The organism is Actinoalloteichus fjordicus, from assembly GCF_001941625.1.
Classification (GTDB): Bacteria; Actinomycetota; Actinomycetes; order Mycobacteriales; family Pseudonocardiaceae; genus Actinoalloteichus_A; species Actinoalloteichus_A fjordicus.
On the sequence record NZ_CP016076.1, the window covers coordinates 2,999,548 to 3,015,388 of the forward strand.

The 15,841-nt window shown below is 72.3% G+C and carries 9 protein-coding genes; 3 read left to right on the plus strand and 6 right to left on the minus strand.

The genetic code is table 11. The annotated features are described in order from the left end of the window. Positions 1-1,812, plus strand: a complete 1,812-nt coding sequence (locus tag UA74_RS13345; RefSeq protein ID WP_075764471.1) for an ABC transporter ATP-binding protein — start codon at positions 1-3, stop codon at positions 1,810-1,812. Next, a complete protein-coding gene (locus UA74_RS13350) occupies positions 1,809-4,034 on the plus strand; it encodes an ABC transporter ATP-binding protein (protein WP_083683181.1) in 2,226 nt (741 codons plus the stop codon). Before UA74_RS13345 ends, UA74_RS13350 begins: the two co-directional genes overlap by 4 nt. Positions 4,035-4,392: 358 nt before the next feature. On the opposite strand, the gene UA74_RS13360 is transcribed toward UA74_RS13350, so the two are convergent. Next, the gene (locus tag UA74_RS13360; protein WP_075740522.1) at positions 4,393-5,652 is read right to left on the minus strand and encodes an MFS transporter; all 1,260 of its coding nucleotides are present in this window, start codon (positions 5,650-5,652) and stop codon (positions 4,393-4,395) included. Positions 5,653-6,202: 550 nt separating this feature from the next. On the opposite strand from UA74_RS13360, the gene UA74_RS13365 reads away from it, so the two are divergent. Then, positions 6,203-6,733, plus strand: a complete 531-nt coding sequence (locus UA74_RS13365) for a CU044_2847 family protein (RefSeq protein ID WP_075740523.1) — start codon at positions 6,203-6,205, stop codon at positions 6,731-6,733. A 109-nt stretch (positions 6,734-6,842) separates the two neighbouring features. Here UA74_RS13365 and UA74_RS13370 read toward each other — a convergent pair whose 3' ends face one another. The 5 genes from UA74_RS13370 to UA74_RS13390 all read right to left on the minus strand — a co-directional run bounded on the left by UA74_RS13370 (position 6,843) and on the right by UA74_RS13390 (position 15,700). Further along, positions 6,843-7,592 (minus strand): alpha/beta fold hydrolase, encoded by a 750-nt coding sequence (locus UA74_RS13370; RefSeq protein ID WP_075764473.1) that lies wholly within the window; start codon positions 7,590-7,592, stop codon positions 6,843-6,845. Between the two features lie 884 nt (positions 7,593-8,476). Continuing rightward, positions 8,477-11,197, minus strand: a complete 2,721-nt coding sequence (locus tag UA74_RS13375) for an exo-rhamnogalacturonan lyase family protein (protein ID WP_075764475.1) — start codon at positions 11,195-11,197, stop codon at positions 8,477-8,479. Positions 11,198-12,243: 1,046 nt separating this feature from the next. Continuing rightward, the gene (locus tag UA74_RS13380; RefSeq protein WP_198043013.1) at positions 12,244-13,305 is read right to left on the minus strand and encodes a hypothetical protein; all 1,062 of its coding nucleotides are present in this window, start codon (positions 13,303-13,305) and stop codon (positions 12,244-12,246) included. Beyond that, a complete protein-coding gene (locus tag UA74_RS13385) occupies positions 13,302-14,615 on the minus strand; it encodes a vWA domain-containing protein (RefSeq protein WP_075764477.1) in 1,314 nt (437 codons plus the stop codon). Before UA74_RS13385 ends, UA74_RS13380 begins: the two co-directional genes overlap by 4 nt. Further along, positions 14,612-15,700 (minus strand): AAA family ATPase, encoded by a 1,089-nt coding sequence (locus tag UA74_RS13390; RefSeq protein ID WP_075743777.1) that lies wholly within the window; start codon positions 15,698-15,700, stop codon positions 14,612-14,614. Before UA74_RS13390 ends, UA74_RS13385 begins: the two co-directional genes overlap by 4 nt. Between the last annotated feature and the right edge of the window lie 141 nt (positions 15,701-15,841).

Consider the following 15,841-nt stretch of genomic DNA (forward strand, 5'->3'; position numbering starts at 1 on the left):
ATGACGCCGGGGGGACTGCTCCGCCGTGCCGTGGGCAGGCATCGTCGTCGGGTCGCCGTCGGCGTGGCGGGCCTGAGCACGCACCAGGCCGCCGAGACCATGGTTCCGGTGGCGATCGGACTGGTCATCGACCGAGCCGTGGTCACCGGTGACGGCGGTGTGCTGACCTGGTCCGTGGTCGCGCTCGCGGCGCTGTTCCTCACCCTGACCCTCGCCTGGCGGCTGGGAGCCCGCTCGCTGTTCGGCGCGATGCAGCAGGAGACACACCTGTTGCGTGTCGAGGTCGCTGGCCGGGCACTGGACCCGCGTGGCGCCGAGACGAGCGCCCCGGCGGGGGAGCTGCTGTCGGTGGCCACCGGCGACGCGGAACGGGCCTCGGCCGTGCTCGACATCGTGGCGCTCGTGGTGGCCGGTTCGGTGGCGATGGTGATCTCCGCGGTGGTGCTGCTGCGCATCGACGTGCCGCTCGGCCTCGGCGTGCTGATCGGCGTCCCGATCCTGGTGGTGCTGCTGCAGTTCGCCGCGCCGCTGCTCACCCGGCGCAGCGGCGCGCAGCAGGCCGCCGTCGGCAGGCTCTCCGGGCTGGCGACGGACCTGGTCCGAGGCCTGCACGCGCTGCGCGGCCTCGGCGCCGGACACAACGCGGGCGAGCGCTACCGGCGAAGCAGCGCCGACGCCTTGTGCAGCACCCTGCGAGCCGCCACCCCGATCGGCGTGTACCGAGGCTCGACGACGGCGGCGAGCGGGCTCCTACTCGCTGCGGTGGCAGGCTTCGCGGGCTGGTTCGCCGTCGAGGGCCGCATCGGCATCGGCGAGCTGATCACCGTGGTGGGCCTCGCGCAGTTCATCGCCGAGCCCGTGCAGCTCTTCGGCTTCTGCGGCCAGGCCTTCGCCGTCGCGAAGGCCTCGGCGGCGCGTCTGGTGGCCGTGATCGACACGCCGAATCGGGTGGAGCCGGGCGACACGCTCCTCATCGACCCGCCGGTGCTGCGGCTCTCGGGGATCGAGCACGGGTCCCTGCGCGGGCTCGACCTGCGCGTCGACCCCGGCGAGTTCGTTGGAGTGGTGACCGAGGACGCCCGTGATGCCGAGGCACTGCTGGAACTGCTCTCCGGGCGGGTCCCCGCCGGTCCGCCGACGGAGGAGACACGCAGTTCCGGAGCCGCCGTCGCGGTGGGGGCGGACGTCGTCCCGCGAGCGGACGTGGCTGCCTCGCGCCGTGACGAGCCGGGGGCGACCCCGCCGTCCTCGGACGTTGCCCTGCTGGGCGGCGTCCCGCTGACCGCCCTACGACTGACCGAGCTGCGCAGCGCGCTGCTGGTGGAGAATCACCACGTCGACCTCTTCGAGGGCACCCTGCGCTCCGCGGTGCTCACCGGCAGGCCGACGGCCACGGCCGAGCAGGTGGCGGCGGCGCTGCGCGCCTCGGCGGCCGACGAGGTCGTCGCCGCGCATCCCGACGGCCTGGACCACGCCGTGGCCGATCGCGGTGCCACCCTCTCCGGCGGCCAGCGGCAGCGCATCGGGCTCACCCGCGCGCTGGTCGCCGATCCGCCGGTGCTGGTGCTGCACGACCCGACCACCGCCGTCGACGCCGTCACGGAGGAGTCGATCGCGACGGGGCTGGCCCGCCTTCGGCACGGCGCCGATGCGCCGACGTCGCGCACCACGATCGTTCTGACCAGCAGCCCGGTGCTGCTGGCCCATACCGACCGGGTCGTCGTCATCACGGACGGCCGGGTTCGGGCCGTGGGAACCCACGCCGGGCTTGCGGCGACCGATGAGCGGTACCGGAGCGGAGTCCTGCGATGACGCATTCGTCGACGAATCGATCCGAGCAGGCCCGCTCGGCAGCCCGGGCCGGGGAGCCCGCCCGGCCCGGCTCGGCGCGGGCAGGCTCACTCTCGACGGCCGCAGGCTCGTCGGAAGGCGTGAAGGGAGCGGCGGTGGCCGAGACGTCGACCGGGCGGTCGGGCATCGCGGGCGCGGCGAGCCTGCGCAGTGACCGGCTGGACGCGGTCGTCGTGGGTTCGCCCGGCGCGACGCCAACCGACTCCGTCGGGGCCGACGCGGTCGCCGAAGCCGACGCGGTCGCGACCGACGTCCCTGCGGGCACCGACTCCGACGAGCGGGGCGGGCGACGATCCCGCCGCACTCGTCAGCCCGGCCGCACCCGGCGGAAGCGTCGTCGCGAGCCGACGGCGGACGAGTCGGCCGCCTCGTCCCTGCCGATCGCCTCGGCGCGTCGGTCCTGGCAGGTGATGCGCACCGAACTGCTGAACACCCCCGGCACGACCTCGGCCGCGCTGATCGCCTGCGTGCTCGCCAATCTCTGCGGGCTCGTCGCCCCCTGGGCGCTGGGCAGGCTGGTGGACGCGGTGACGCGCGGCGCGACCGGCGGCGACGTGCTGGAGGTCGTCCTCCTGATCGCCTGCGCCGCGCTGGCAGGCGGTGTGCTGACCGCGCTGGCGGGTGCTCTCATGGTCCGGGCGGGCGAGACGATGCTGGCCAGGCTCAGGGAGCGGGTCGTCGACCGAGCCCTCCACCTCCCGCCCGGAGTCCTGGAGCGAACCGGCTCCGGCGACCTGCTCTCCCGCGTCGGCGACGACGTCGCGGTGGTCGGCCGCGTGGTGGCCAACGAGGCGACCGTCCTGGTCTCCTCCGTGCTCGCCCTGCTGCTCACCATGGGCGGTCTGGTCGCGCTGGACTGGCGGCTGGGGTTGGCGGGCCTGCTCGCCCTGCCGATCTACATCCGGGCGTTGTTCTGGTATCTGCCGAGGTCGGGGCCGGGATACGCGGCCGAGCGAGTGGCGATCGCCGAGCGGGCCGAGGTCATGATGAGTTCGCTACACGGGCACGCCACGGTCGACTCCTACCGGCTGAACGCCGAGCGCGTCGACATGATCAACGAGCGGTCCTCGGCGGCGAAGTCGATCTCGGTGCGGGTCTTCCGGCTGCTCACCCGCTTCGGCTCCAGGGTGAACGCGGGCGAGTTCGTCGGGCTGACCGCGATCATCGTCGTCGGTTTTCTGCTGGTCCGTGGCGACCTGGCCACCGTGGGAGCCACCACGGCGGCCGCACTGTACTTCCACCGACTGTTCAACCCGCTGAGCGCGGTCATGCTGGGCTTCGACAAGATCCAGTCGGCCGGGGCGAGCCTGGCCCGGCTCGTCGGCGTCGCCGACATCCCCGCCGCCGCCGAGCCCGTCGACCCGCCGCGACCCGCCGACACCGGTCTGGAGATCCGCTCGGTCTCGCATCACTATTCGGCGCCGCCGGGGAGCGCCGCCGGTCGCGCTGCCGCCGGTCCCGATGCCGCCCGGTCTTCGGTGCCCGCCGACGGGCCGGCGGTGCTGGCCGACGTCACCCTGCGCATCCGGCCGGGGGAGCGGGTCGCGCTGGTCGGCGCCAGCGGGGCGGGCAAGACGACGTTGGCGGGCATTGCGGCAGGCGTGCTGGTTCCCGCCTCGGGTTCGGTGCTGCTCGGCGGAGTGCCGATCGGGGAGCTGGGCCTGCGTGAGCTGCGCAGGCACGTCGCTCTGATCAGCCAGGACGTCCACGTCTTCTCCGGGCCGTTGATCGACGACGTCCGGCTGACGGCTCCGGATGCGGACGAGTCGCGGGTGCGCGCCGCCCTCGACCGGGTCGGAGCGCTCGGCTGGGTGACCGCACTGCCCGACGGCGTGGACACGGTGGTGGGCGAGAACGCCCGTCGACTCACCGCCCCGCAGGCGCAGCAACTGGCCCTGGCGAGGCTGGTGCTCGCCGACCCGCCGGTGGCGGTCCTGGACGAGGCCAGCGCCGAGGCGGGCAGCGCGGGCGCCCGTGAGCTGGAGCGGGCCGCCGCCCGAGCGACCGAAGGCCGGACCACGCTGGTGGTGGCCCATCGACTGCCGCAGGCCGTGACGGCCGACCGGGTGGTGGTGCTGGAGCACGGCCGGATCGTCGAGATCGGCACCCATGACGAGCTGGTCGCCTCGGGAGGTCGGTATGCGCGGCTCTGGGCGGCCTGGCAGGGCCGCGAACGGGCGTGATTCGCGGGACCCTGTCGAGAGGGCCTCGCGGGCGTGCCCTACCCGGGCGGTCCGGGAACCTCCGGTGATGACCGAGGCGGCCAGGGACGGCTGCCCATGATGATCAGGAGTCGCCAGTGATCGGCGGCGCGCCGAGCCGGACCGGTCGATCTGCTGCCCCCCGGCCACGCAGGCAGGCCTGCTCGCAGGTTGCCGGATCTGATCAGCCCGGACGAGGCGCGTGCGACGCTGCGGTGCAGGCTCGACTCACTCGCGATGCCGCCGCCGAGACCCGACCGGGCCGCCGCATCCAGGGCGAGCGGCCTGCTGCCGCCCCGAGGAGGACGGCGATGGCGATCGATCGAGTCCCGGCCGGACGTCACGGCGGCTGCGGGGCGCCCGCGACCACGGGCTGGTTCTCGGGCTCCGGTCGGATCGCGGGTCTGCGCAGAACCGGCAGCGAGCAGATTCCCGCGCAGATCGCGAGGGAGGCCGCCGCGACGAGGAAGCCGCCACGCGAGCCGAGATGCTCGACCACCGTCCCGCCCGCCATGTTGCCGATGGCGCCACCGACTCCGGTGGCGCTGGACAGCCAGGCGAAGGCCTCCGTGGCGCGGGTCGCCGAGGCACGCCGGGTGAGTCCGTCGTAGAGCATCGTCAGGGCGGGCGCGACCATGGTGCCGAACAGGACCAGCAGGATCGCCAGCACCACGGTGTTCGGGGCGAGTGCGAGCAGGACGGCGCCGACGGCGACACCACCGGGGAACAGCGCGAGCGCGGCGCGGCCCTTGGCTCGCGCGCCGAACACCAAGCCGCCGATGCCGGACCCGGCGGCCACACAGGCCAGCATCAAGGCGGAGGCCGTCGGCGCGTCCGGTCCGCCCGCTCCCGCCACGGCCGCCAGGTTCACCATCACCAGGCCTGCCAGCAAGGCGCTGGCGGAGCCCATCATCATGACGAAGCCCGGTCCGGCGAGCCTGCCCTTGCGTGGTGGCGGCGCCGAATCGGACTGCGGCTCATGGCGGGCTCCTCGGCGCCTGTGCGGGGCGCGGGCCGGTCTGCCCGCCTCGGCGGCGCGCTGTCCGCAGTAGAGGACGGTGCCGAGCAGGGTGAGCACGCCCGAGCCGATCAGTGCCGCCTGCGGACCGGCGAAGGCGACGAGCATGGTGGTGACCATCGGCCCGACGACCAGCACGATCTCCTGCAAGGTCGAGTCGAGGGAGAAGGCGGTCAGTCGCTGTTCCGGGGAGGTCAGGGCCGCGATGGCGGCCCGCAGTGCCGCCATCACCGGCGGCGTCGTCGCGCCGCCCACCGAGGCGACCGCCATGAGCAGGAGCGGCTCCGAGGGCAGCAGCGCGAGAGTGACCAGGCTGCCCGTGTAGGTCACCGAGCACACCAGGAGCACGAGCCGTCGTCCGACGCGATCGGCCAGCCGGGCCACGGCGGGTCCGGTGAGCACCGAGCCGACCACCGAGGTGCCGGTGACCAGTCCCGCCACGTCGTAGCCGTGATCCTGGGTGACCAGCAGCAGCATCGCGAGGCTGGTCATCCCGGTGAAGGCGCGGGCGAGGACCGAGGACGCGAGCAATGCCCCGACGGCCGGGGTCGAGAGCAGGTCGCGGTAACGCGAGATCGACACGAGGCCTCACCGTAGACGAATGGAAAGCGCTTTCCACGGTACGGGTGACCCCGAGCGGTGTCAAAGCCCGTTCGACGGAGTTCGCACCGCATTCGACGCCGGACACGGGCCCGGCATCCGGAGCGGGCGGGTCCGGTCACGCTCCACAACGGACCTGCACGGCCGTGCCGTGCATGCAGGCAGACGCGGGTGCGGTAGCCCCTCGATGCCGGTCGGTGCTCGTGACGCACGGCCGTCGACCAATCGGCAGTCGCCAGGCCCGCCAGCGACGGCCGACGTCGGGGATGATCGGTCTCTGTCCGACCGCATGACGTCGTCGCAGCCGAGCATCTCGCCGATCGACTCGCCTGATACCGCCCCGCGCTGCGGAGCGATCACGCTAACTTTGCCGTCGGGACCTCGAACGGCTTCTCGGATGACGACGCGGCGGGCCGGGGTCGAGGCGAAACCGTGTCGGGCGGCCGTCGTACCGGGTGGCGACCGCAGGCGGCGATCAACTTCTGCCGGGCGGGCTCGGCGGGACGCTCGACGACGATCCGAGGAGACGACCGTGACCGTGCACGTGGAGTACCTCCCCTTCGACGACGGCGATCCGGTACCCATCCAGGGCGACGAGTCGCGTGCACCGCACTACGGCGGCGCCGAGCCCGTGGGCAGAGGACGGGTCGCTCCGTCGAAGCCGGGACGGGCGGACCGTGACCTGGACGACCTCGATGATCTGGAGGATCTGGACGTCGAAGACTCCGATTCTCCCGAGCACCACGCCGATGCCGACGAATCGGACGGCGATGCGGCCGAGCGTGATCGGCGGTTGCGCAGGCGGGTCGAGAAGTCCATCGAGCGCATTCGCCGTTTCGGCGCGATGACCGTCGAACGCATCAGTGACATGCCGAGGAAGCCGGACAAGGTCACGGTGGAGATCGCGGTGAAGGTCTCGGCCGAGGCGGGTGTGGTCATCGCCAGAACCTCGGCCGAGGCCAATTTCAAGATCGCGGTCGAGTGGTCGAACCCGGCCGCCCCGGCATCGGCCGCAGTGGACGACCAGGCAGCGGAGGACGAACCTGCATCGGGCGCCGAGTAGCCCGCAGACGGCCGGTCTGCACCGGTCGCCAGGACGAGGGCCCCGCGCGGAGACCGGAGTCGGAACCGCGCCGTGGGCGTGCTCCGTTCCTGCCGCAGACCCTCTCCGGTCAGTACGAGGGCCGTGTGATCCAGTCGTCGACCCGGGTGTTGAACCAGGCGGGATGCGCGAGGGGCAGCCCGTGCCCGGTGTCTGCGTGCACCTCCCACTCGCTGCCGGGCAGGTCCGCATGGAGTTGTGGCATCCCGCGCAGCAGCGCGCGCGGCTCCTTGTCACCGGCGAGGAGCAATGCCCGACCGGGGAACTCGCGCCACGACTCGGGTGTCCGGAACACCGCGTTGGCCCGGGTGAGCGCGACCAGGCTCTCCTTCGTCAGCGCGGCCGAGGTCCGGAGGTAGTCGTCCAGGAGTTCGTCGGGAACGAAGAGGGACTTCGCCTGGATCCTGGCGAACCAGGGCATCCGAGCCAACGGCGCGGTGGCACCGACGATCCAGTCGACGAGACCCGGCAGCGGTGCGCCCTGCGTGAGCGCGCTGACCACCACGACGCGCGTGACGAGATCGGCGTGGGTGGCGGCCAGTTCGATCGCGATCTGGGCGCCGAGGGAGAAGCCGATCACCGTGACGTCCGTGCCCGAAGGCAGCCTGCGCAGCTCCTCGGCGAGCGACTCGACGACGGCCGCACTGGTCGTGTAATCCTCGTCGCTGCTCCTGTCATGTCCGGGCAGGTCGGGGACGAGGATGCGGTAGCGCTGCTCGAAATGCGTGATCTGGGCGTTCCACATCCACCCGGCCATTCCGCCGCCGTGGATGAACAGAAGGACCGGAGCGTCGAGGGGACCTGTCGTCCTGAGGTGCATGTCGCGATTCCTTTCGTCTGCTGGACGCAGCGCAGCCGCTCGCATGCGGAGGAGACTGCGATCCGGGACGCGGCTCGGCGAGCCGCGTCGGACGCCGTGTCGCCCCGAGTCGACTCCCGACGCAGCTGATCATCTACTCGCCGGGACGCCTGCGAGGGCCGAGCCCCGCGACCGGACGCGGACTCGGGCTCCCCATCGGGTGATCTTCGTGCGCGACTCGGTGAGTGGATGCGCTTGTTGCGGTAGATCTGATCACGAACCGCACCCACCGCGAAGCGGAATCCGATGTCCGAGGGGGCCGCGTCTTCCGCTACCGGGAAACACCGGCAGCCTGCCGTCTCGCAGCCCGGCCTCCTATCCCGTCGCGGGCGGGTTCGACCGAGAACCGCACGACGTTCGATGCCGTCCCCTATGCAGGCGATGCGAAGCAGATCCCACTCCCCGGCCGACCGGCGGAGGCGGGTAACGCCGCGATGGACCGGGCGACGGACTTGGGTCAGACGGACTGGAACCTCGGACCCGGCAGGCCCGGGGTCGACGTGCCGCCGTTTCAGTCCGTCCGACCCGAATAGCTCTGCCGCACTGTCGTGGGGCGGGCTGCGCAGCTACTCGGCGTCCACCGCCGGTTCGCGGGCCGACCGCCCGGAGGTTCGCGGCGCGGCTCGCGCACACCGACGGACCACGAGTCCGCACGGGTCTCGTCCGGCCACCGAACCCGGAGTGACCCGACCCGGTGTGGCGAGCGACCCGGTCTCGACGCGGGGCCGTCTCGATCCCGCTCCGCCGACGAGGCCCGCCGAGCGGGAAGATTCCGGTGGACGGGCCCCGCCAGGGCCGTGCCGATGGAGGGATTGATCAGGCGAGCACAACGGGATCGTCCGCACTCAGTCCGGCAGGCGGTCGCCGATCAACGCCAGGTTCTGGATGGCCGCCAGCCCGTACTGTGCGCTGGCGTTGGTAGAGACGAAGGCGGCCTCGTCGATCGGGTTCAGGGTGCGCGGCCCCTCGATCCGGGTCACCGACCAGTCGAGATCGGGTCCGTACCCCGCCGCACCGCCGTAGAACTCCGCCCACGCCCGCTCGGCCAGCCGTTCGTCACCGAGCCGCTTGGCCGCGTAGGCGGTGAGCCGGGAGTGTGCCTGCCCGAGGTTGAGATTGCCCAGCGACTCCCCGAGCTCGGCCTCCTGCTCTGCGGCCGTGGCGTTGTACAGCCTGCAGTACTGGAGCCAGGCCTCCTCGAACGCGGAGTCCGCCAGCAGATCGATCAACTCGCTGCACAACTCCACCTGGCCGAACACCGCGTTCAGGTGCGAGACGCTGATCCCGTGATCCGCAGGCAGGTGGTAGCGACCGGTGTCGATGTCGTAGCGCTCGCCGTCGGTGTAGAAGCCGTTCGGCAGCTGCGGGATCGTCTCGACTCCCGCGAACAGCTTCTCCCGCGCGATCGGATCGCCGCCGCGCTCCCACTCGGTGAGCCAGGCGACGGCCAACGCGCTCCAGTCGGTGCCGGTGCCGATGCTCAATGCCTGTGGGTCCGGCTCGTAGACGTCGCCGCGCACCTTGCGGCTCGGATCGAGCGTGAGGAACGTCTGGTCGACGTCGATCTGGGCGTGCATCAGATCGCCCACGCGCTCGTCGGCCGTCAGGAAGTAGTAGTACCGCCGGTTGGCGACCGTGCTGATGCGCACCTGCTTGGCGCTGCACCCGAAGTGCTGCACGTTGTGGCGGGTGCCGAGCTTCTCGTACGGGCCGGAGTGGTAGACGTCGACCTCGCCGGTGTGCCGCACCATCGCCTCGGCCAGCCGGAACGCCTCGGCGCTGCCGGTGCGCAGGTAGTGCAGCCACAGCCAGATGTCGGTGCCCAGCTCCGAGTTGTCCCAGGCATAACCGCCGACGTCGTACCGCCAGACGTGGCGGTCGGCATCGTAGGTGTGCATGACGTCGCCATAGTCCCAGAACCCGTACCAGTGCCGCTGCTCGATCTGATCACGGTAGAAGGCGAACAGGAAGTCCAGCCGATCCTCGATCTCGGCTCTGGCAGGCGTGGAGCGGTCCACCGGGCTCCAATCGCCGAACACGCCCGCGCCGTGCAGATGCTCCGGCGGCGCGGTCAACAGCGGCGGTGTGCTCACCGAGGCCGACATCGCGGCGAGGCGGTCGGCGGTCGGCGTGGCGGGCAGCGCCCAGAACAGCAGTTCGCTGGTTCGAGCGATCCCCTCAGCGGTGCCGAAGCCGGGCTCGTAGTCCTCGTAGGTGATCTCCAGGGCCTCGAGCTGCTCCTCGTAGGTGTCCTGGCCGAGACCGTCGTGGAAGAACCGCAGGTCCATCGGCTTGGCATCGGGCGACCACAGCCACACCGTCACCTCGGCCGTCTCCGTCGCGGCGTTGCGGACGTCGAGCTGAGTGGGATGCCGCTGCCAGAAGTCGCGAAGCCCGAAGGCCAGACCGCCGCTGATGCCCCCGACATAGCCGAGGCCCGACGCGCGCCTGCCCGTTGCCGAGGGCACCCAGCCGTGCCCGGCCTTGGTGCGCTTGCGGATCTGAAAGGACTCCGAGGACAGCTGGCTCAGCGTGTGATCACCCCAGTCGGGGATGAGATGCATCCGGGTGCGCACGTTGTCCGGGAAGCCGTCCACCGGCGGCGTCGGCCGACCGGCGACCTGCGCCTGTCGGACCTCGACGCCAGGGTCGCGCCGCAGACCGGTCAGGCCCTTCACGGCTTCCGCGTGCAGACCGCCGTCCTGCCCGCCGAACCGGATGTGCCGGTCGTGCTGCTGATCGCGCATCGGCACCTGGAGTCGCACGCCGAGCCCGTGGACGAAGTCCTCCTGACCGTCCCGGTCGAAGACGAAGCTATGCATCATCCGCAGGTTCTCGGCACCCGCGTAGAGATAGAGCCGCACGGTGAACGGCAGCATCTCCCGACCACCCCGACGGGCCCGATGCACGCCCTCGACCTTCACTACGGCGCGGACCGCCTCGGCCTGCTCGACGGTCACCGTGCCGACGCGGCCGACGAAGCGCTCCCGCCTGCTGCTGCCCTCGTCGCCGTCCTCGGCGGAGTCGCCCCGAATCAGGATCAACTCACCCGCACCGGCGATCTCCACGCCGTCGCGACTGATCGACTCGATCAGGGTGGACCCGCTGCGCGGGATGCGGACTCGGATCACTCCGGTGTCGATCTCGACGATGCGACGGTCCTCCCGCACCGTCACCGGGGCCGCGGGCGCCGATCCGTCACCGGGTGTCAGCCGGTAGGCATCGGCGGCGGTGTGCGGGCCGACGGCGTGGGCCGACCACTTCAGCGAGCCGTCCGGCCAGTAGCCGATCGGCCAGGTCTGCACCGGCACCTCGTCGCCGCCGTCGGTGTGCAGGGCGAAGGCCTGATCGGCGGGTAGTGCCCCCTTCGGCCAGGGCACACCCCACGTGGTGCCGGGAACCTCGGCGGGTGCGCCGCCCTCCAGCCAGCCGAGGCTGACCTCGGCGGGGGCGGCCGAGGTCTGCCTCGTGGCGGCGGACGCCTGCGCTGTCAGCCAGGGAAGCTGCGCTGCGGCGCCTGCGGCCACCGTTCCGGCGAGAAAACCACGTCGAGGAAATCCAGGCATGGACGAACTCCGTTCCGTCGGCGATGACACGCGGCGCGACCCGTCGTCATCTCCCAGACACCCGGCGACGTCGCCGAGTCCGGACCGGGGAACGAGAGGGGTTCCGTGGCGTCTGGCGGGGGGAAGGGACGGACGTCGCCGCGACGGGGGTTGTCGATCTCCGAACCTAGCGATGATCACTGCGTGGTCAATGTCGGTGACCGTGTGCGGCCGGATTCAGCCATCCCGGCTGGTGAGGCGGTTGATGCCGGGCGAGCGATGGCGGATCGGCGCCGCGCTGCCTGAGCTCGCCGGACCGGCACGTCTCTGCGCCGTCTGCCGAGGACGAACCGTGGAACCGAGCAGTCGAGAGGGACCGCGTCTCTCACTGCGCGCAGCAGGCGATGCCGAGCGCCACCTGCCAGCCCCCCCCACACCGTTTCGCGATCATCACTCGGCTCCGTCCTGACTCGGCTCCGTCCCGCCCCGCCCTGCCCCGACTCGTCCTGCCCTGACCCGCCCCGACTTGTCCCGCCCCGACGCGACTCGCCCCGACTCCTCACCGCACGATTCGTCGTCGCGGCGTGCGCGACGAAATCCTGTTCGGCGAACCGCCTTCTCGGCTTCGTCGGTCGACGCGGCCGGGTTCCCGAGCAGTCGCCGGAGCTGTGGTCCGAGCACGCGCAGCAGGCCCTTCGTCCGCACCGGCTCTGCCGGGAGCCTGCACCGGCTCCGCCTCGAGACCGCTCATTGCGGCAGCTCCTCGGGACTCGACCGGCCAGCCGGCCGACCGGCGGTCTGAGCTTGTCTCGTCGCTCCCTGTTCTGTCTCCACTCGCGGTCCGGGTCCGCACCGGCTCAGCGGGGACTCGGTGCACCCCTCGCCGCACCGCCTGCCCACCCGGTGTCGCCGACCCCCGGTGCCTTGTCGGGCATCGTCGACGTCCGCATCCCGTCCCGACGGGATTCCCGTACGAGCCTCACCTCATCGCCAGATGGCAGCCTGCCCGCTCCGCCCCGGCCCGCATCGGGCCGGGCCGGGGCTTGCCTGCCCCGCATCGGGCCCGGTCACCGCTCGTCCTCGCCCAGCGCGCGCAGAATCGCAGCCTGCTCGACGTCGACTCCGTCGGCTCGCATCGCGGCGGCCTCCTCGGGCGCGAAGCCGGCCCCGGCCCAGGCCGCGACCTCGTCGAGCGGGACGTCTGCCCGCCACCAGTCGGTCATCATCGAGACGGCATCCTCGCCATGGCGCAGCCGCTGGGCCCCCTCGGCGGGGGAGAGGCCGAGCGCGTCGAAGATCGAGGCGTCCGTCGGCGGAACGGCTCGGCGGGCCCAGGCGATCGCGGCCCTGCCGGACCAGCCCGCGTCGACGAACTCGCGTGCGGTGGCGGCGGTGACGCCTGCGTGCAGCAGTACCCGCATCGCGGCCGATCTGCCGCGCCCCGAGTCACGGTCCCCGGCCCGTGTTGCACTCTCTTGACCTTGACCTTGACCTTGACCCTGGTCGGTCGGCCCCGGCCCTCCGCGCGCGCTGCTGCGCTCCCCGCCGCCACCAGTGCTGCCGTCTCGGTCGCTGCCACCGCGTTCGCTGCCGCCTTCCTCGCCGAACCGCACCGGTCGGCGGCCGAAGAAGCGATGCCACCAGCCCTTCGGGTGCGGACTCTCCCCGGCGAGGTGGCGTTCGGCTGCGGCCTGAACGGAATAGCCGAGTTCGCGCCAGCGCACCGCGTCACGCGGTGTCATGCCTGCACGCAGCGCACCGTCCACGGTGTAAGGGGTCAGGCCCGCCGAGCGCCATTCCCGCGCCGCGTCCGGGGTGTACACCCCGGCTCGTCGCCATCGCGCGGCATCGGCCGCGGTGTACCCGTCCGAGATCCATCGGCGGGCCTCGGCGACGGTGCAGCCGGACGCCGACCACTCGTGCAGCGCTTCCGGCTTGAGGTCCTCGGCGGCACCCGCCCCCCAGCCCGCTGTCCGGTCTCGGTCCCCGGCCCGTCCCTCCTCGCTCGGACTGTCGGGGCCCTCTCCCGTCGGGGCCGAGCGGCTGTCCGTTCCGTCGCCGGTTCGAGGGTTCGCCACGGCCTCGGCGTCGTGCGGCTCCTCCGGGTCGTCGGGAAACGCGATGGTCATGGCTCCTCCTCAGGAATTCGCACGGTATGCGCCCACTCGGGGGCGCTGCCGTCCTCGCCGATCAGGCAGACGAGGAGCGGAACGGCGAGACGGCGGACCGGCCATGGGGTCTGGCCGTCGGTGAGGACGATGACCAGGTCCGGCCGCGGTCGCAGCGCGGTAGCCTCGGCGATCCCGGCCCGCATGTCGGTGCCTCCACCGCCGAGCAGGACGACGTCCTCGGCACGGGTGACCTCCTGGACGGGATGCGCGGTCAGATCGCAGCAGAGCACTCGCAGCCTGCGTCCGGTCCCGCCGACGCCGTGCAGGATCGCGGTGACCTCACTGAGCAGGCGGCGGAGCCGGACTGAGCTGACGCTGCCCGAAGTGTCGATCACGACGACGGCGGCGGGTACCGGCTGCACCATGGCGGGTAGCGCGATGTCCGGGCATGATCCGGCCCGGCGGGACGGACGTCGATGACTGAAGTCGACGCGTCCGCTCGTCAGGCCGTGTCCACGTCGAATCAGCGCGGCGAGCCGTGCCCGCCAGTTCACCGCAGGCTGCAGCCGCGCCTCGGCCCACCGTCGCCAGCCGAGCGGCACCTCGCTCCTCGCGGCGACGCGGTCCTGAATTCCGACAGCCAGGGAGCGTTCCAGCAGTTCACGCTCCAGCTCCGTCGGTCCGCCGCCGGATTCGGGAAGCTCCTGATCCCGGCGCACGCCGTCGGCCGCGCTGCCGCAGTCGACCGATTCCGCCAACTCGTGCCCGCCTCGGCCGACGGCCTCGGCGAGAACGTCCAACCGGGACAGATACTCCTCGGCCGTCAGATGTGGGGGCAGACCGAGCACGGCGGGAGAGATCACTCCGTCGGGGCCGGGCAGGCCCTCGGCGGCCAGGTCGTCGTTGATCTCCGCGTCGGCCGCCTGATTCCACCGCCGCGCCTCGGTGTCGCCTGGCGCTCCGGCGGCGGCAGAAACAGTCGTCTCGGCGCGGACCGGTGATCGCGCGGCATGCGCGCGCACCAGATGTCCGATGTGGTGCAGCAGCCACCAGCCGATCTCGGGCACCGGAGTGGTCAGCGCGGTGCCGGTCTCCAGGTGCACGTGCCACCGGGTGTCGACGGGGAATGCACGGAACTCCGGGTCGGGGACGAGCCCGCCCGTTCGCTCGTCGACCAACGGCGCCAGCACCACCGGGGTCAGAGCGAAGACGGCGCTGGCCAGGTACGGCGCCCGATGCGCCGCCCAGAGCCGAGCCGAGGCGAACCGGGCCAGCACCTGATCGGCCGCTCCTTCTGATCCGAGCTCAGGGTTCTGGCTGTTGTTCATCGCAGCAGTCCGGCCGCACGCAGGATCGGTGTCAGCCCTCGCATCGCGTGGGGGAGGGCGGCCCCGGCAGGTCTGGCCTTCGCCAGCGACCGAGCGGCCCCGGCGGCGACGTCCGGTGCCTTGCGTGCGGCCGTGGCCACCACTGCCCAGGCCGCCTCCCACGTGGCCGGGCTGCCGTCGGCCGCCACGTGCGCGACGACCGCACCGAGCACCGCATAGAGCCGATCCGCCCTCTCCGGCAACGGGGTGTCCGGAGCCGAGAGAAGGGTCTCCGGGTCGGGGAGGTCGAGGTTGCGCAGCCAGGAGATCAGCTCGAAGCCCGCTGCCGCCCCGACCGCGCCGAGGACCAACTCCGCCCGCACCTCCTCGGCGACCTCCCCGGTGGTGCACGCGGCGAGGATCGTGGCCGCTGCCTCCCATGTCCTCGGACTGGGCCAGGCTCGCCCGGCCCTGCTCGGTTCCTCGGGCACCGCGAGCAGTAACTCGGGGCGTACCCGCAGGAAGGCGGCGACCATCGACCGGGCTCCGCCGATCTCGGCGGGGGACGGCGAGACGAGCGGACCCGTCGTGGGCACGGGGAAGCCTGCCGCGAGGCCTTCGGCGACGTCGATGGCATCGACCTGCCAGTCCAGGTGAACGAATCGATTCGCCAGCGGAGCCGACAGCTCCCAGCCGTCGGCCGCCGACTCCGGCGGGTTGGCGGCGGCGACGATCCGCACAGCGGCGGGCAGCTCGAGGTCGCCGACGGTGCGCTCCAACACCACGCGAAGCATCGCGGCCTGCACTGAGGGCGGTGCGGTGGTCAGCTCGTCGAGGAGGAGCAGACCCCGGCCCGCCTCGGACAGCCGCTCGGCCCAGCGGGGCGGGGCGAACCAGGTCCGGCCGTCCCGGACCATCGGCAGCCCGGAGAAGTCGCTCGGCTCGCGGATGGAGCCGACGACGACCTCGACGGGGAGGTCGAGTGCGGCGCCTAACGCGAGCACCGAGGACGTCTTCCCGGTGCCGGGAGCGCCCCAGAGCAGGACTGGGAGGTTGGCGGCCACTGCGACACCGACGGCCGACCGCACTACGGAAGTAGGGCTCATCTCCTTGCTCACACTCCTGATCCGGATGGACGACGTGGAACCTCGGGGCAACGGGGCGGGATGGACCGGCTTGGGCGGACCGGCCGGTCTGCGCCGGTCGCGCGTGCTGACGATCCACGGCTCCGGCGATGTGCTGCGGAC